The following is a 17,033-nucleotide window of genomic DNA, read 5'->3' on the forward strand; positions in this document are numbered from 1 at the left end:
CTGCGAGCAGTACGTCTGGTTCTACTTCGTCGGCGCGGTCGCTGCAACGGTCCGCTGTCCACCTCCCCGGCCACGCGGCGCGCCCGGCCGAGGCGTCAGACCAACCAGCGGCCGTCGCGCATCAGCTCGCGGTCGGGCAGCTCGTTCACCTCGCGCCAAGCCTGGATGCGGCGCGGGGAGATGCGGAACCAGCGGTACGGCGTGGCCGGCGCACGCGGGTCGAAGCCGGTGTGGGCGACGAACCGGTCACCCCGCTCCTGCGGCAGCGCGTCGATCTCGAGGACCTCGACTTCGCCCTCGATCATGGACACGTCGCGGGTGTCGCCCAGCCCCAGCCGAACGGTTCGGGTGGCGGCCAGGTTCCTGCCGGTCGGGCTGTCCGTCGGCGTGGCCACCAGCAGCGCCTCGCCGTCCCAGTCGAAGGACAGCGGCACCAGATACGGCGCACCGTCCTCCGAGGCACTTGCCACCCACACATCGATGTCGTGGGTGAGCCGATGCTCGGTGTCGCGACGACGCTGAGCGCGGGAGCGGGGGTCGGCGCTCATCGGTCCTGAAGCAGGCCGAGGACATTGCCATCGGGGTCGGTGACGGTCGCCACCAGGCGGCCGCCACCGACGTCGTGCGCGGGCTCCTTCACGGTGGCACCCGCGGCGGTCACCTCGGCCAGCTTCGCCTCGATGTCCGGCACGTGCCAGTAGGCCACCGGCGAGGTCATGCTCTGCGGTCCACCGCCCGGCACCAGCCCGATGTGCTGGCCCGCAGCCTCGAAGCCGACGTAGTAGGACTCGTCGGTCTGCGGCGGTACGCCGAGCAGTGCTGCGTACACCGCCTTGGCCGTCGCCAGGTCGGACACGGGATGCAGCACGGTCTTGATTCCCTGGGTGGAATTGCCGGTCATGGTCACTCCTGAAGTCGTGGGTCACATCACCCCCGGTGGGATTGCCGGGATTGAAGTCGAACGGGAAGCCCGGACATTGCCCTTGGCCGTCATCTCGGTGATGGTGCGGCGCTCGTCGTCGCCATGGCGGTCACGCTAGCTGCGGCTCGGGGCCGGCGCTTCTCGATTCCTGATCGGTCTGGTCACCTCCCCATCGAATCGAGGACCCTGCAACAGTGGATCTTCAGGGCTACCGGTCCTGCGAGAGTTCGAGGAGTTCGGCGAAGGTGCCGCCCGCGTGTACGAGGTCGTCGTACCGGCCTTGTTCGGTAATGCGGCCTTGCTCCATGACCACGATGTGGTCGGCGACCTTCGTGTTCTCGAGCCGGTGCGTGACGACGATCGTGATGCGGTCGCCTGCGATGGCCTTGATCTCCTCGAAGATCTGGTGTTCGCCGCGGGGGTCCATCTGCGAGGTGGGCTCGTCCAGGATCAGCAGGGGCGGGCGTCGGTAGAGGGCCCTGGAGCAGGCCAGGCGCTGCCACTGTCCTCCGGACAGTTCCGCCCCGCCGAACACTTCCCGGGCGAGGAGGGTGTCGAGGCCGTTCGACAGGTCCTCCACGGCTTCTCGCATGCCGACCGCGTCGACCGCTTCCCACACCGGCCCGTCGTCGAGGGTGCGGGGTTGTCCCAGCGTCACGTTCTCGCGGACCCTTAGCGGCCATTGCGCGAAGATCTGCGGGACCAGCCCGGTGCAGGCCCAGACGGTGGCCGGGTCCACTGAGGCGAGATCATCACTGTTCCAGGTCACCCGGCCCTTGTCGGCGAGGTAGATCCCGGTGATCAGCCGGGTGAGGGTCGACTTGCCTGAGCCGTTCACCCCGACGATCGCGAGGATTTCCCCGCGCCGCAGCGTCAGGGAGACGCCGTCGACGGCCGGCTTGTCCTTCCCCGGGTACTGGTAGGTGACCTCCTCCAGCCGGATCTCCTCCACCGGCGCACTCACTGCCAGTTTGCCGCGCTTGGGCGCCCGCTCGTCGGCGTCGTCGAGAAACGCCTGCATGTCGCTCAGGTAGAGGCTCGTGTGGAACACCGCGGCCCCGTTGATGATGACCTGTGACAGTGCGGCCAGTGTTGCCTGGACGGCGACGACCGCCGTGGCTGCGATGGCGAGTGCGACCCGGCCGGTCACGGCCAGCCAGGCGAGGGCCACCCACGTGGCGACCAGGAACACCCCGCCCACGAGCGAGGACACCAACGCGATCCGCAGCGTCCGAGGGGCCGCGGCCAGCGTGCGCTCGTCGACTCGCTCGGACAGGGACCGGTACCAGTACAGCAGGTAGTCCGTCATGCCGTTGGCGCGGACCTCATCGGCGTATTTGGGGGTCGTCGACCACCACCGCATCATGCCCCGCACATTGCGGTCGGCGATGTTCGCGTAGTGGATCTCGTAGTCGACCCGGGCGGTGAGCACCGCGCCGACGCCGGCCGGGAGCACTGCAAGGAGAAGCAGAGGCAGCATCAGCGGATTCAGGACCGACAGGACGCCACTGGCCGTGACCATCCTGACCAGGGCCGACATGAAGCGCTGGGCGTCGATCACCATGACATGCGTGCGAAGCACCCCCATCTCCGCGGCCTCCTGCCGGTCCGCGAACCCGTCCACCGCATAGGCCGACGCCTCGACGCGGCAGACCGCCTCAACCAGGGCGGTGTCCGTCACCGTCGTCAGCTTGGGCGTGATCCGCCGCTCGGCGTACGTGGCCAGGGCGCCCGCGCCGCGGCTGAGGGCGGTCGCACCGGCCACGACGAGGAGGGCGGGCAGCGCCTGGTGCAACCGGTCAGAGACGGCACCGCCTCCGAGAATCGGACGCATCGCCTTGGCGGTGGCGGTCAGCAGCACCGCGGCTGCCACACCGGTGGCCAACTGGCAGACCAGCAGCAGCAGGACGGCCCGGCGGTCGATGTCCCAGGACATCCTGGCGATCCGGCGCAGGACCGAGGGAAGCTGCGCACACAGCTTACGGAAGGACACCTCGCCGAGCGGGTTCACGGAGTATTCCCCCGCGTAGGTGATCTCGGCAGGAGGCGGCGGCGGAGGCGGTACGGCTTGCGCGTCCTGGGTATCGGCTGAAGTCAACTGCACATCTCCTGCACGGTCGTTGTCATCGGTTCGGTGCCACCGGGGTCAACGACGAGGGCAGCGATATCGAACACACGTGTTTGAGCCGGAGTGGATTCCGCATGAGGGCGCGGGACGGGCAAGGTGCGCGGTGCAACCACCGTTGGGGCGTAGGGGGCGACCTCTGACCCGTCGGTGGCCGAAACGCCGAGGCTCGGCAAGGGGACAGGCAGCCGGTGATGTTCGACGGACCCTTGGCGGTCGGCCGGTCCACGACCCGGTGCGCTGCGGAGTCCCGGGCGGCTCAGTGAACCGGTAGGGAATCCGTTGGCCGCGATGCGGGCGGAGTGATGCCGGAGAGGTCGTGCGCAGCGACACTGTTGCGGTCGCAGACCGACCGGCCGAGGGCGTGCTGCGGCCAGAGGCCCGCCGCCACATGTCTGCTGCGCTCGCTCCATTCCCGGGCCGGTCCACTGCTGGTTTTGTAGTAGTTGAGGGCGTAGCCGCCCGTGTGGATCCGCAGCAGACAGAAGCCGCCGGGGTACTCCTTCACGGCACTGACCTCCTGCAGCGTGACGTGCCGCGCCTGCGGAAGGACGGTGCGCTTGTTGCGGTGGGTGTGACCCGCGTGGTGGAGGAAGACGCCGGGGGCGGCGGCGTAGGAGTCGAGGATCGTACGCGCCTGGCGGCGGTTGAGGCGCTGCCCGCTCATCACGGGGAACAGGGAGTTGCGTACGGTCAGCGGATGGTGCCCGAAGACCACGGTGGGCTGCTCCTTGTGCTCCCTCAACTGGGCTCGAAACCATGACAGTTGGTCGGGTGAGAGTCCGCCCGCGTCGCCGCCGTTCCCCCTCTTCTCGTACGTGTCCAGTCCGACGATCCGCAGACCACCGAGGTCACGGGCGAAGTACGCGGGCCTGTCGCCGCCGAGGAAGCCGTCCCGGAAGCCGTCACCGAACCCTCCATGGCTGTTGTGGGGCCTGGGCCGGTCATGGTTTCCGCGTACGGCGAAGTAGTCCTGCCCATGGGTGCCGAACCCGTCCAGGATCCGCTTGGCCTCGGTCAGATCCCGCGGCGCGCCACCGGCCGAGATGTCCCCCGCGGCCAGCAGACGGTGGGCTCCGCGTCGGTGTGCCTCGTCGACCAGGGCCCTGCCCATGATTTCCGGATACGGGGCGAGGCCGAGCCGCTGCGAGACACCGCGCAGCAGCGGGACACCGGCCACCAGCCCGGCGGTGGTCTCACCGAGGTGCAGGTCGTTGCAGAGCGCGATCGACAGCAGATGGCGGCCCGGCGGTGGCTGCGGCGTCGTGAACGAGTAGGGGCCGCCGCGCGAGCCGAACCCGTGGAGGGAGGTTCCCACGGCGTTGCCCTTCACGAGGTGTAGTGGTGTGGGCGTGGCCGCCGAACCCCGGGAGCGGGCCTGGTAGTAGTAGATCTGGCCGGGTTCCAGATCGGTCAGCTCCACATAGTGTGAGGGGCCACGAAGTTTCCGGACAGGGACCCAATAGGGTTGTCCTGAACAGGAAACGAGGAAGAAGTGGCGCCACCCAGCAAGTACTCGCCGGAGTTCCGCGAGGAAGCCGTCCAGATCGCGTTGAGGTCAAGCAAGACGATCTCCGAAGTCGCCCGGGAGCTTGAGCTGAACCCGGAGACGCTACGCGGCTGGGTCAAGAAGCACCAGAAGCAGCAGGAACCGGCTCCCGACGCGGAACTGACGGTGAACGAGCGGGCGCGTCTGAAGGAACTCGAACGACGCAACCGCGAGCTGGAGATGGAAGTTACCTTCCTGAAAAAAGCCGCAGCGTACTTCGCGAAGGATCCCCGGTAGCAAGCAAGTACGAGTTCATCGACGAGATGCGGCTCGACACCGAGGAGTACGCATACAGCGTCGAGTTCATGTGCGGCCGACTCGGCGTATCCAGATCCGGCTACTACGACTGGCGATCCCGCCCGGAATCCGCGACGGCCCAACGGCGCGACGAACTGAAACTGCTCATCGAGAAAGCCTTCGACATGTCCGACGGCACCTACGGCCACCGGCGCATCCAGGCACAGCTGGACCGCTGGGACATCACCACCGGCCTGGAACTGGTCCGCCGGCTCATGCGCGAGCTGGGCCTTGAGCCCTGCCAGCCGCGGCCGAAGAGGTTCAGCCTCACCCAGGCCACAGTCGGCCAGGTGCCGGACCTCGTCGGCCGCAACTTCACCGCTGACACACCCGGCGAAAAACTCGTCGGCGACATTACCTACATCGCGACCGGGGAAGGCTGGCTGTACCTCGCAACGGTCATCGACTGCTGCACGAAGGAAGTCATCGGTTACGCGATGGACGACCACTACCAAACCCCACTGATATCCAGGGCGATCCGCAACGCGGCACGGAACAGGAACCTCTCGGCCGGCGCGATATTTCACTCCGACCGCGGAAGCAACTACATGTCAGCCGAATTCGGGAAGACGCTCGACCGGTTCGGGCTCCGCAGATCTTCCGGCCGCACCGGGATCTGTTTCGACAACGCCATGGCCGAATCATTCTTCGGCTCCCTGAAGAACGAGCGTGTATCAAGGGTGACTTACCTGACCCGCGAGGCCGCCCGGCAGGACATCACTCGCTACATCGAATTCTGGTATAATCGCAAACGCCTCCACTCGGCGGTGGGTTACCGCCCTCCACGCGAAGTCCACGCCGAATACGAGAAGTTGCGAATCGCCGCGTGAAATAGACGGTCAGACACCTGTCCGGAAAACGCGAGGCCCCTCAGTGGTAGGCGGTGTGGCGGCCTTCGGCCGCGGTGCGGTTCAGCCGGGCGGGGTGGGTTCCGTAGACGACTTCGCCCTCGGTCACGGCGGGGAGCATGCGGCCGAGCCCGTCGTCGCTGCCGGGCACGCCCGTGTACCAGGTGATGACGGCCCGGTCCTCGGTGAGAGTGACCAGTTCCAGATTGACGGCAGATACGGCGTCGGGATCGCCGAGGTGGCGTGCGGGTGCCGTACTGCGATGGGCGCCAAGGTGGAGGGCCCGGAGCAGGGCGGGTGCGAGGGTTGCGGCGGATCGCAGGAAGTCGTGGGGAGCGGAGAGGCAGCAGTACATGCCTGGTTCGTGCCCACGGGTGGTGAACGGCAGCAGTGCGGCCGGCGGCGAGGACTTGAAACGACGGCGTGGTCGAAGCCTCGACTGTGCTTCACCAAAGGCGGGGACGGGGAATCACACTCTGAAGGGTGCTCGGCATGAACCCACGGTTGCCCTAAATGAGTTGACTGGCGATGTCCCGGAGCGTTCATATTGCCGTCGGCCGGCGACCATCGGCGGTCCAGTTACCTTCACGCAGGCGTGTCGACTGTCGCGTGGTGGAATCGCCCCAGTACTGGAGGGTGCCTCATGCGCGCTCGCAAGATGCACGCTGAGGAGTTGGACATCGACGTATCTCTCGTGCGTCGGCTGATCACTGCGCAGTTTCCGCAGTGGGCGGGCCTTTCCGTCACTCTGGTCGACTCCGCCGGCACATCCAATGCCATGTATCGGCTCGGCGAGGACATGGTCGTGCGGCTCCCCCGCATCGCGGGGGCCGCCAACGATGTGGAGAAGGAGCACCAGTGGCTGCCGCGGCTTGCCCCGCGGCTTCCCGTTGCCATTCCCGTACCGCTGGGCAAGGGAAGGCCTGCTGAGGGCTATCCCTGGCACTGGTCCGTCTACCGCTGGCTCGAGGGCGAGAATCCGGCTGTCGAGCGCATCGCGGAACCCGGATTGCTCGCAAGGGACCTGGCGGAGTTCGTCGCCGCGTTGCACCGGATCGATCCCGCGGACGGGCCTCCCTCCTACCGCAGCGAGCGCTTGGCGATGCGAGACGCCGCGACGCGCCACGCGATCGAGGAACTGCACGGAATCGTCGACACCGACGCGGCGACCGCCGCCTGGGACGCAGCCCTGCAGGCTCCCGCGCGGCCCGGCCCGGCGGTCTGGGTCCACGCGGACCTGCAACCGGGAAATCTGCTGATCGTCCGTGGGCGGCTCAGCGCCGTCATCGACTTCGGGTGCCTGGGCGTGAGCGATCCCGCCGTCGACCTGATTGCGGCGTGGTACCTGCTGCCGGCCGACGCGCGCGGAGTCTTCCGCGCCGCTCTGGAGGTCGATGACGCGGCCTGGGCGCGAGGCCGCGGCTGGGCTCTGTCGATCGCGCTCGACGAACTGCGTTACTACCGAGACACGAACCCGGTCATGGCAGCCATCGCACGACACGTCATCCACGAAGTCGTCACCGATCACGAGCACGCCGCATGACACCAGCCTGAAGGAGTACCCAGTGCAATCGGGCGGTCCAGCCCGGCCGCAGCTCGCCCGACTGCTGGTTCAGGGACAGCGCGAATCGTCTTCGGCGGCCGAGGTGGCGACGGCGGACGTATAGCGGAGGCTGGTCTTGGCGCCGAGGGAGAAGACGTGCGCGAGGTGCAGCGGATCGGCACCGCCGGCGAGGGCTTATTCGAGGATCCGGTCCTGCCGCAGCCGGTCGATGCCCACCGGCAGCTTCTCGACCGGTTCGTCCATCCAGAACGCGGCAGTGCGTCTCCCCTACGGAGAACGCGCGCGCAACGACCTCGGTCCTGATCGAGGAGGTCACCGGACGGCTGGGGCATCGGCGGGAATGTGGCCGACAGTGCCTCGCCATAGGCCGGTTGACCGATGCCGTCACAGCAGCGCTCGGACAACATCGGTACTGCAACTCGCCCGATCGTCAGCTCGTCAGCTCGTTGGCTCGTTGGCTCGTTGGCTCACGAGTGCCTCTGGGGCGTGAGCCACCCGCACCTTGTTCAGCCACCAGAAGACACCAATGCGGCCTGCCGAGGACCTACGGATGGCTCGCGACCAGCGACCGTGCCGTCCACAGGACGGGGGAGGGGAAGACCCTGAACGCCGACAAACGCCGACGAGAAGCTCTGATGGTCGCGCGTCGGGACGGATCGGTGGACGTCGCCACCCTGGCGGCGGACTTGTCCGTCTCCCCGGAGACCGTGCGCCGCGACCTGCGGGTACTGGCGGCTCTCGGTCTGGTGCGGCGTACGCATGGTGGCGCCCACCCTGTCGAGAGCGCCGGATTCGAGACGACCCTGGCCACTCGTGCCACCCGGCATGTACCGCAGAAGACCCGGATTGCGGCGGCGGCGGCCGAACTGCTCGGGGAAGCCGTGACCGTCTTCATCGACGAGGGCTTCACCCCACAACTGATCGCGCAGGCGCTGCCGCAGGACCGGCGGCTGACCATCGTCACCACATCCCTCACCACCGCAGCCGTCATGGCCGAGCGCGACCACGCGCAGGTACTGCTGCTGGGCGGTCGAGTTCGGGGCACGACAATGGCCACGGTGGATCAATGGGCGAAAGAAATGCTGGCCGGCTTCGTGATCGACCTGGCGTACGTGGGTGCGAACGGCATCTCCCGTGAGCATGGGCTGACCACGCCCGATCCGGCGGTCGGCCAGGTCAAGGCGCAGGCCGTGAAGTCGGCCCGGCGCCGGATACTCGTCGGGATCCACACCAAGTTCGGCGCGGTGAGTTTCTGCCGGTTCGCCGAGGTGCGGGAGCTCGAAGCCATCATCACCGATACCTCGCTGTCCGCCACGGAGGCCCAGCGCTATTCGCTGCTGGGCCCTCAGGTCATCCGGGTGTGAGCGGCCCGCTCGGGGTTCAGTGACCACCGGGCACGCCGGAGATCTTCGGACAGTGGGCCGTAGGCCTTCCACACGGTGCGCAGGTGTGCCGAGAGCCGCGGCCAGGGTGTGCCGGATGACGCACGCACACGCCCGCCGCCGGTCCCCGGCGGCGGGCACAACCAGGTGCGCAGAAGCCCTGCCGTGATCGGTCTATGACATGGCGGCGACCATGATGCCCGTGTCCGCGATGGTCTCGAACGAGACCGGCACACCGTCCTCGAAGCGCCACGCATGCGCGAAACGTGCCTTCATCGCCTTACCCGTCTCACGGCCCCGCCCCTGATAGTGCCCCAGGGCGATCACCACGTCCTCGACGGCAACGAGCTCTGCCGGGTCAACGGCGAAGTCGTCCCACTGCGTGTCGAACCGGGCGAACACGTTGACCAGCACTGCCTCACGGCCGCGGTAGGTTCCGCCGTAGGGCAACCCGGCGGCGACAACCCACTCGATTGTTTCACTCAGCGTGCTGAGGACCGCTTCACCGTCCCCACGGCTCAGATCGGCGTACATCTGGGCCACCACCCCCTGGTTCCTCGACGCCCGGGTGTCCTGCGAGCCCATCGTCACTCTGGCGGTCATCTGTAGTCCCATCCTTGGTTCCTTGTACGGTCGGCCGCCGACGGTTTGAGCGACGACAGGCCCGGTGCGGCCGAGCATCAGGAACGGTGCCTGCGCTCCGTGTCCTGCTCGTGTCTCCCCGGCCGTGCACGGCCGGGGAGCTACGACCAATGAACATCCGGGTGGGCTGTGGCGGCATCGGTCAATCGGCCTATCAGCGCACAGCGGGGTTCGATGCGGGCGTCCGAGCGCTTGGCGGCGCCTGTTCGTCGGAGTGGCGGCGGTGAACCACGGACGGACGTCGCGGAACGAGCAGCGTAGGGGGAAGCGTGCCGTCGGGAGAACGGCTGTGAACGCCGTCCGGCCGGGAGTGGGTGGGTCAGGGCAGCAGTCGGTGCTCCATGGCGAACACCGCCACACCGGCTCTGCTGCGTCGACCGGTCTTGTCGTAGATGTGAGCCAAGTGGTGCCCCACGGTCCGGCTCGAGATCGACAGCCGTTCGCCGATCTGCCGGTTGCTCATGCCCCGGGCCGCCAGGCAGAGCACCTCTGTTTCCCGTTCGGTGAGACCCGCCGGCAGCACTCGGCGGGGCCTCGGGAGCCCCGCCGCCCCGAGGACGGCCGCGCACGCCTCCCGATCGAGACCTCCGGTGTCGGCCTCGTGCACCAGCACATCCGCTGCGGCTTGCACGGTGAACGCCTCACGGTGGGCGCGCGGTTCGGTGAGGGCGGCGAAAACATCCGCCGCAGCGAGGATGCGGGCGGCGAAGGGAAGACTTCCGGAAGGATCTCCACGGTGGTAGCCACCGCCCTCCACCCGCTCATGATGCGCGGATGCGATCGGGGCCAGCGACGCGAGGGCGGGTATTCTCTCCAGGATCCGGTGGGTCCAGTAGGTATGCATCCGGACCATCTCGACCTCGGCTATTCCCAGTTGGCTCGGGCGGTCCCAGATATTGGTCGGAATCCCGACCCTGCCGAGGTCGTGCACCAGAGCGGCACAGCGCAACTCGGCGACCGCGGCCGGATCCAGTCCCGCAAGCGCGCCGGCGTCCGCGGCCAGAGTGGCGACGTGCTCACTGTGTCCGAGCAGCCACCGGCTCTTGAGATCAACCACTCGGGCGAGCACCGCGCACAGCTGTGGAAGCGAAGCGAACGGCACGGTGACGTGCGGCACCGGCTCGAGGTCGAGAACTGCGGCGAGAGCGTTCGGTTGTTCCAGCGGCGCGAGTGCGACCGACGCGTCGGCGACGAAGGCCCGGGCCAGGTCCGGGTCGAGATGGCCGCCGCTGCGCCGACGGACCTCGGCCACCGCGGCCGGTGCGCCGCCCAGGTCATGGGCGAGTACCGCTTGTTCGGCGACGTGCACGATTCGTGCGGCCTGCGACAGCTGCGTTCCGCGGCAGCCGTCGGGGATGCCGCGTCCATCCCATCGTTCGTAGACATCGTCCAGTGCCGCCACTGAGTCCGGTAGCAGACCCAGCCCGGTGCCAAGGGCGCGACTGGTTTCGCACCCGCTGCGCATTGCCTCGACTCCCATGGTGGGGAAGACGTCGATGAAGGTCTGCGCCAAGCGCGGTCGGTCATCTCCGGCCCAGTCGCCGAAGGTGCGCATCTGTGTTGCGAACACTGCCTCGTCGCCGTGGTCCAGGCGCTTCAAGGCAGTCTGGAAAGCGATATCGTCACCGAAGACTTCCGCGAGTTCCGGTGCGAACGAGGTGCATCCGACCGAGCGCAGCAAGGCTGCTTCGAAGACCACCCGGCGGGTGACCGAGTCGACTCCGAGTACGGCGTCGGCGAATGTCGTGGCGACCGCGCACATACGCAGGCCCTTTTCGAATGACATCCCCGCAGCGACATCGGTGGTCAGGGAGAGGGCCGCCAGCACCTCGGCAACTCGGATCTTCTGCATCCGCGCATCGTAAAGGGGTATTTCCCCGCCCCAGCTCAATCCGGACAACGTAGGGGAGAACGCGAGGCCTCAGCAGCAGCCGCGCGCGGCAGGGAGGGGGGCCACGCCCCGGTGCGATGCCACGCCGGCTGTGCGCCATGCGGGCGCAGCGCGGTCCGGCCGCGCTGCGTGTACTCGCGTCCGCGGTGTCAGTGGTCTTCGGTGATCGTGGTGGCGGTGCCGTTGAGGATGACGACCTTGGCGGTCAGGCCGGAACCCTTGGCGGCCTTCTCCAGTTCTTCCTCGGTGCATTCGGTGCCCCCCTGTCCGCCTTCGCCGGTGTTGTCGTCACCGCAGATGACGCCGTATCCCCAGATCTCGGTGCCGTTCGCCAGGAAGAACTGCTGCTCGGTTCCTTTCATGTCCGACACGGTGAACTTGCCCGGCGCCAGGTACGACACCTTGCCCAACCAGGTGCCGTTGACGCCCTTGCCCTTGTTGATGCCGTCAATCGTCCCCTCGTCCTCGCCACCGCCCGGGGCGCCGGAGCCGTCCTTGCTGTCGTCGACCGGGTCACCCTCGTCGGGTGCAGCACGCTCGGTAACCGCGGTGGCAACGCCGCCCTTCATAACCACGTCTGCGGCTATGGACCCCTTCTTGAGCACCTTCTCCAGGTCATCGACCGTGCAGGGGGTGTTGGCGGCCGGGTTGTACTTCCCGCAGATGGTGCCCGCGCCGTAGACCTTGGTGTCCTCGGCGGTGAGGAACTGCTGCTCCTTGCCGTTGGCGTTCACGATGTACTTGCCCGGCGCCAGATACTCCACCGTGCCGCCGGCGAAAGTCCCGCTGACCCCCTTCGACCCCGCCGGCACCTTCGCCGACGCCGCGGGAGCAGCGGTCTTCGACGAAGAGCCCTGACCGGTGGTGTCGTCCTGGCAGGCAGTCAGCAGCGTGGTCCCCGCAAGGAACGCAGCGGCGACGAGAAAGGACTTGGCCCTGAGAGCGGACGCCATAGTGATGTCCCCGTTTCATTGGAAGAGGGGCCGACGGCCCATGCCGCTTGCCCCGTGGTCGGATGCGTGATCATCATGCGCACGCGAACCGCCCCGCGAAAGGCGGCTCCTCGACCCACGGCAACGCCGTGACAGTTCGCGGACATCTGCAACGTCCCAGTGTCAAAGAGCTTTTGGAACATGCCTGCATCGCCCGAAAAGGCCTCACTCGGGCAGCGGGCCGGGCGGTCAAGCCCACGGTCTCGGACGATCCCGCCGAAGTGCCCAGCGCATCCTGACTGCTCGCCAGAACCAGGGTTTTGGTTCCGTCAGGTGCGGGTGACCGGACGGCAGCTCTCTGTGTCGGGCTCGGGCGGGCGCCGGATCATGCGCCGGCGTGGCGCGGCCGCCGCCGAGTAGCCCTCGCGGCGCGGACACCGCGGTGCCGAGCGGAGAGTTTCACAGGCCGTGGAAGCTGTGAAGAGCAGGTCACGGTGCTTGATCATCTCGTGATCCGGGCGAGGTGCGCGGCGCAGCACACGGCCCCGGTCCGTCGCGCGCTTGCGCAGGCGGGGGTGGTCGGTGCCGTAGGCGGTGAACATGTTGGTGACGCCGACCCAGTTGCTGATCCAGCTGTCGTGGTGTTCGCCGTTGCTCCAGGCGGGCCAGTGCTGGTTGGGGCTGGCCCGTCAACTGGGCATCACGGTCAGCAAGAACATCCTCCACGTTCAGCTTCGCCTCGGTGCCGCGCACGATGATCGAGATCACCGGCACGGAGGGCACGCTGTCCCTGCCGGACCCGAACGCCTTCCACGGACCCCTTGCTGGTACGCGGGTTCGAGGACAAGGACTGGCGGGAACTGCCGGTCGTGGGCAGCACGGCTGGGCGCGGCCTTGGCGTACTCGACATGGCACGGGCCATCCGCGGCGACGAAGCACACCGGACAACTGGCGAACTGGCCCGGCACGTCCTGGAGATGATGACCGCGATCACGACGTCCGCCGAGATGTACGAGACGGTCCAACTGGAGCCAGCGTTCGTCACGGTACGACCACTGCCCCTCGACTGGAACCCGACGGCGCCGACAGAGGGCTGTAGCCGGTGGTGAAGGCAGGGTGTTGGCGCCGCAGTAGATTCAACGGCTCCGTACAGGTGACGGATCCAGCGGTTGCCGTTCGGAAGGGAGAAGAGATCACAGAGCGCTGATTCTCCCCAGCCACTCCCCAGCGGGCATAGAACGCTATGGAAAAAAGTGTGTGATCGCAAAGGGGATGACATTGATAGTGTCAGAGGGTGGCGGCCTATAGCCAGTCGCGACGCTTGAAGATGAAGTACAAACTCACACAAACAATGGCCATGAGGGCGACGGCGAAGGGGTAGCCGAACGCCCAGCGCAGTTCCGGCATCTGGGCGAAGTTCATTCCGTAAATCGTTCCCACTAGCGTGGGTGCAAACAGAATGGCTGCCCAGGACGGGATTTTCTTGAACTCTTCGTCCACGTGCCCCTGAACCGGGCTTTCGTGGGCTTTAGGCCTCTGACCTTGGTGGACGCATCTTTCTGGCCCTTTCAAGTTCGTACGGCCTTACGTAGCCGGTTCTCCCCACGCGCTCCCCAGCGGCGCTCAGACTCCCCAGATTCTCCCCAGCACCGTCCCGCTTGGGAGGGGGCTTCGGTGCTGCGGTCATGCACGCGCGACCAGTTGGTTCGCTGCGAAATCCTTCCGTCAGCCACGGGTGTTTCGGTCTTCGCTGCGTGGGCGGCGGGGGCCTGGACGGTGGGACGGCTGAGGGAGGCGACGGTGCCGCGGTCCAGCCTGTGGTGACCGTTCTGTGGCAGGGGGATGGCCTGAGTGCAGGGGGCGGTACATGGACGCCGGGTACTCCGGACGGGACCGCGCGCGAGCCGTAGTGGTGCTGCGACCGAGGTGGCAGAGGCAGGGCGAGCCGGGCGAGGGCTTCACCGACGAGACGGTCATCCCCGGCGCGGTCACCCTGAGCTTCGTCCACCGCCAGGCCGCCCTGCCGGACGGCGGCAGCCGGATCACGCACCGGCTGGAGATCGAAGGTTCCCGCCGCACAGAAGATGGGCCCCGAACTCGGCCCGCAGATCACCAAGGACTTCCCCGAGGCCGTCCAGGCCCAGGCGAAGGCCGCCGGGCAGGCCGGGTGACCAGCACCGCCGAACACGAGCAGGGGCCCTGGGGAAGCCGCACCGGGTTCCTGCTCTGGCGCGTCACCATGAAATGGCAGCGCGCCGTCGCGACCGCCCTGCGACCGCTCGCCCTCACCCATCCTCAATTCGTCGTGCTCGCCGGCACCTGCTGGCTCGGCCGCCACGGCAGGACCCCCAGCCGGTGCCAACTCGCCGAGCACACCGGGATGGACGCCATGATCGCATCCCAGGCCGCCCGCGCTCTGGAGAACAAAGAGCTCATCACCCGCGAGCAGGACCCGCACGACACCCGGATCAAACGACTACGCGTCACCGCCGAAGGCGTCCAGCTAGCCCGACGGGCCATCGAACACGTCGAGGCCATCGACCACGACCACTTCGAGGCAGCCCCCGACCGCGCCGCCCTCGTCGAGGCCCTGCTCGCTCTCGCGCCGCCACCCGAAACCGGCGACAACGATCACTGACGGAGCCGGGCGCTACTGAGCCGCGCCTGTCAAGGACGCGGACCAAGAGGGCCCGGGACCACCGAAACTGTCGACCCCCGGCCTGCCATCGGTGCGGACACTCCCGCACGCATACCAACCCGGTCGGAAGCCAACTGGCAGGGGCGGCTCCCGTTCTCATTGCCGATCATGGAATCTACTGCCATGCTAAAGTCCTCCGGATCCAGCTGATTCTCCGCAAAGCGTACGGCGGTTCCTGCATCGTCACGGACTCGCGTTCCATCGGCGCGGAAGGCCCGGCGAACGTGGTGTTCCGCCGGGAGATCGCTGCGGCGGACGACCCCGAGGCCGTGCGGGCCCAGCGGATCAAGGAGTACCAGCAGGAGCTGATGCATCCCTATTACGCCGCCGAACGCGGACTCGTGCACGACGTGATCGACCCCGCCGGGACAAGGCGCGTACTGATCCGGGCACTTGAGGCACTCGAGGTACTCGAGGCACTGCGCACGAAGGACGCCCGGCTGCCTTCGCGCAAACACGGCAACCCGCCGATGTGACCCGGCAAGAACACAGAACCGCAGGACAGAGACGGCAAGACCGCAAGACAGAGGGGACGTCCAGGAACCATGACAGGTAACACCAGGCACGACGGAGCGTGGCTGCGCCGATTCCACCCGGCGCCGGATGCCGGTGTCCGGCTCGTCTGCTTCCCGCACGCGGGAGGCTCGGCCACCTTCTACTTTCCTGTCTCCCGCACGCTGTCACGGTCGATCGAGGTGCTGTCGGTCCAGTACCCGGGCCGGCAGGACCGGCACAGCGAACCGTGTGTCAGTGACATCGGCGAGCTGGCCGACCGCGTGGTCGAGGAGCTGCTGTCCCTGGACACCAAGCCGCTGGCCCTCTTCGGCCACAGCATGGGCGCCATGGTGGCGTACGAGGTCGCCAGGCGCCTGGAGCGCAAGGAGATCAAGCCCCTGCGCCTCTTCGTCTCCGGCGGGCGCGCCCCGTCGCGTACGCGGGACGGGAACGTGCACCAGCGCGACGACAACGGCCTGATCGACGAGCTCAAGAAGCTCAGCGGGACCGACTCCCAGATCCTGGGTGACCCGGACATGCTGCGGGTGATCCTCCCGGCCGTCAGGAGCGACTACAAGGCGGTGGAGTCGTACCGCCACGTTCCGGGCCCTCCGCTGGACTGCCCCGTCGTCGCCCTCACCGGCGACGACGACCCCCAGGTGACGCTCGACGAGGCGAAGGCCTGGAGCGAGCACACGGTCGGCGGCTTCGAACTCAAGGTGTACGAGGGCGGCCACTTCTACCTCAACTCCCATGCGACGGCGGTGATGGAGGCGATCTCGGCCGGCATCACGGAGCTGTCGCTGACCGGCCCGCCCGCGTCGGACCGGTGACGGATGGCCCCGGCGAACCTGCTCGGCATCAGCGATCTGCACGTCAGCCATCCGGAGAACCGGAAGATCGTGGAGAACCTGCGGCCGACGGCGGACGACGACTGGCTGCTGGTCGCCGGTGATGTCGGGGAGCTGACCGAGGACATCGAGTGGGCTCTGAGCACGCTGCGCGACCACTTCGCGAAGGTCGGCGGGGCGCCGGGCAACCATGAGCTGTGGACGCCCCGCGAGGACCCGGTGCAGCTCCGGGGCGAGGAGAGATACCGCTACCTGGTGGACCTGTGCAGGGGGATGGACATCCTCACCCCGGAGGACCCCTACGCAGTGTGGGACGGGGCGGGCGGCCCGGTGACGGTGGCGCCGCTGTTCGTGCTCTACGACTACAGCTTCCGTACGCCGACCGCCGTGACCAAGGAAGCAGCGCTGGAGAAGGCGTACGAGAAGGGAGTGGTGTGCACGGACGAGTTCCTTCTCCACCCGGACCCCTATCCCAGCCGCGAGGCCTGGTGCGACGCCCGGGTGCGGGAGAGCGAACAGCGCCTCGCCGCGTGCGACCCCGACCTGCCCACGGTGCTGGTCAACCACTATCCGCTGGTGCGCCATCCGACCCGGATCCTGTATCACCCTGAGTTCGCGCAGTGGTGCGGCACCGTGCGGACGGCCGACTGGCACCGCCGGTTCCGCGCCCGGTCGGTGGTGTACGGCTATCTGCACATCCCCCGGACGACCTGGCACGACGGCGTGTGCTTCGAGGAGGTGTTCGTCGGCTATCCGCGCGAGTGGCGCCGCCCCGGCCACCTGCGCGACGCCCCCCGTCGTGTGCTGCCCGAGACGAGAACTCCGTGATCGAAGAGA

Annotated in this window: 15 protein-coding genes and 2 pseudogenes; 8 read left to right on the plus strand and 9 right to left on the minus strand. The window is 67.7% G+C overall.

Features of this window, described 5'->3' with window-relative positions; genetic code table 11:
* Positions 1 to 95: 95 nt before the first annotated feature.
* The 4 genes from SLUN_RS31535 to SLUN_RS31550 all read right to left on the minus strand — a co-directional run bounded on the left by SLUN_RS31535 (position 96) and on the right by SLUN_RS31550 (position 4,470).
* Complete coding sequence (locus SLUN_RS31535) at positions 96 to 548, minus strand: pyridoxamine 5'-phosphate oxidase family protein (RefSeq protein ID WP_108153352.1); 453 nt, start codon at positions 546 to 548, stop codon at positions 96 to 98.
* Entirely contained in the window at positions 545 to 901 is a 357-nt protein-coding gene (locus SLUN_RS31540; protein WP_108153353.1) for a VOC family protein, read from the minus strand. Before SLUN_RS31540 ends, SLUN_RS31535 begins: the two co-directional genes overlap by 4 nt.
* Before the next feature lie 229 nt (positions 902 to 1,130).
* Positions 1,131 to 3,020 carry an ATP-binding cassette domain-containing protein gene (locus tag SLUN_RS31545; RefSeq protein WP_108153354.1) on the minus strand — a complete coding sequence of 630 codons (1,890 nt, stop codon included), beginning with the start codon at positions 3,018 to 3,020 and terminating at the stop codon, positions 1,131 to 1,133.
* 286 nt (positions 3,021 to 3,306) lie between these two features.
* Entirely contained in the window at positions 3,307 to 4,470 is a 1,164-nt protein-coding gene (locus SLUN_RS31550) for a metallophosphoesterase family protein (RefSeq protein WP_257153830.1), read from the minus strand.
* A gap of 72 nt (positions 4,471 to 4,542) precedes the next feature.
* Here SLUN_RS31550 and SLUN_RS31555 point away from each other — a divergent pair.
* A protein-coding gene (locus SLUN_RS31555; RefSeq protein WP_108153356.1) for an IS3 family transposase occupies positions 4,543 to 5,723 on the plus strand; the annotation gives its coding sequence in 2 pieces (ribosomal slippage) (positions 4,543 to 4,807 and positions 4,807 to 5,723; 1,182 coding nt in all).
* A 40-nt stretch (positions 5,724 to 5,763) separates the two neighbouring features.
* Here SLUN_RS31555 and SLUN_RS31560 read toward each other — a convergent pair.
* Entirely contained in the window at positions 5,764 to 6,096 is a 333-nt protein-coding gene (locus SLUN_RS31560) for a hypothetical protein (protein ID WP_175313905.1), read from the minus strand.
* Positions 6,097 to 6,384: 288 nt separating this feature from the next.
* On the opposite strand from SLUN_RS31560, the gene SLUN_RS31565 reads away from it, so the two are divergent.
* A complete protein-coding gene (locus SLUN_RS31565) occupies positions 6,385 to 7,284 on the plus strand; it encodes an aminoglycoside phosphotransferase family protein (protein ID WP_175313903.1) in 900 nt (299 codons plus the stop codon).
* Between the two features lie 656 nt (positions 7,285 to 7,940).
* Positions 7,941 to 8,669, plus strand: coding sequence for a DeoR/GlpR family DNA-binding transcription regulator (locus tag SLUN_RS31570; protein ID WP_108153357.1), 729 nt, complete (start codon positions 7,941 to 7,943; stop codon positions 8,667 to 8,669).
* Between the two features lie 192 nt (positions 8,670 to 8,861).
* Here SLUN_RS31570 and SLUN_RS31575 read toward each other — a convergent pair whose 3' ends face one another.
* From SLUN_RS31575 to SLUN_RS31585, 3 genes are all read right to left on the minus strand, one after another.
* Positions 8,862 to 9,290, minus strand: coding sequence for a nuclear transport factor 2 family protein (locus SLUN_RS31575; RefSeq protein ID WP_159100357.1), 429 nt, complete (start codon positions 9,288 to 9,290; stop codon positions 8,862 to 8,864).
* Between the two features lie 358 nt (positions 9,291 to 9,648).
* Positions 9,649 to 11,181, minus strand: a complete 1,533-nt coding sequence (locus SLUN_RS42130; protein ID WP_108153359.1) for an HD domain-containing phosphohydrolase — start codon at positions 11,179 to 11,181, stop codon at positions 9,649 to 9,651.
* A 188-nt stretch (positions 11,182 to 11,369) separates the two neighbouring features.
* Complete coding sequence (locus SLUN_RS31585; RefSeq protein ID WP_108153360.1) at positions 11,370 to 12,173, minus strand: hypothetical protein; 804 nt, start codon at positions 12,171 to 12,173, stop codon at positions 11,370 to 11,372.
* An 800-nt stretch (positions 12,174 to 12,973) separates the two neighbouring features.
* On the opposite strand from SLUN_RS31585, the gene SLUN_RS31595 reads away from it, so the two are divergent.
* On the plus strand, positions 12,974 to 13,261 hold the full coding sequence (locus SLUN_RS31595) for a hypothetical protein (RefSeq protein WP_108153361.1): 288 nt from the start codon (positions 12,974 to 12,976) through the stop codon (positions 13,259 to 13,261).
* 193 nt (positions 13,262 to 13,454) lie between these two features.
* On the opposite strand, the pseudogene SLUN_RS31600 reads toward SLUN_RS31595, so the two are convergent.
* Positions 13,455 to 13,649 (minus strand): annotated as a pseudogene (locus tag SLUN_RS31600) (CorA family divalent cation transporter); the annotation flags it as partial.
* 370 nt (positions 13,650 to 14,019) lie between these two features.
* On the opposite strand from SLUN_RS31600, the gene SLUN_RS41650 reads away from it, so the two are divergent.
* The 4 genes and pseudogenes from SLUN_RS41650 (at position 14,020) to SLUN_RS31625 (ending at position 17,024) form a co-directional block, all read left to right on the plus strand.
* Positions 14,020 to 14,790 carry a MarR family winged helix-turn-helix transcriptional regulator gene (locus SLUN_RS41650; RefSeq protein WP_254710187.1) on the plus strand — a complete coding sequence of 257 codons (771 nt, stop codon included), beginning with the start codon at positions 14,020 to 14,022 and terminating at the stop codon, positions 14,788 to 14,790.
* Between the two features lie 176 nt (positions 14,791 to 14,966).
* A pseudogene (locus SLUN_RS31615) lies at positions 14,967 to 15,326 on the plus strand (carboxyl transferase domain-containing protein); the annotation flags it as partial.
* Between the two features lie 69 nt (positions 15,327 to 15,395).
* Entirely contained in the window at positions 15,396 to 16,178 is a 783-nt protein-coding gene (locus SLUN_RS31620; protein WP_108153363.1) for a thioesterase II family protein, read from the plus strand.
* A 3-nt stretch (positions 16,179 to 16,181) separates the two neighbouring features.
* Positions 16,182 to 17,024 (plus strand): metallophosphoesterase family protein, encoded by an 843-nt coding sequence (locus SLUN_RS31625; RefSeq protein ID WP_108153364.1) that lies wholly within the window; start codon positions 16,182 to 16,184, stop codon positions 17,022 to 17,024.
* Positions 17,025 to 17,033: the final 9 nt, after the last annotated feature.

Origin of the sequence: Streptomyces lunaelactis, from assembly GCF_003054555.1 — a bacterium.
In the GTDB taxonomy this organism is placed as follows: domain Bacteria; phylum Actinomycetota; class Actinomycetes; order Streptomycetales; family Streptomycetaceae; genus Streptomyces; species Streptomyces lunaelactis.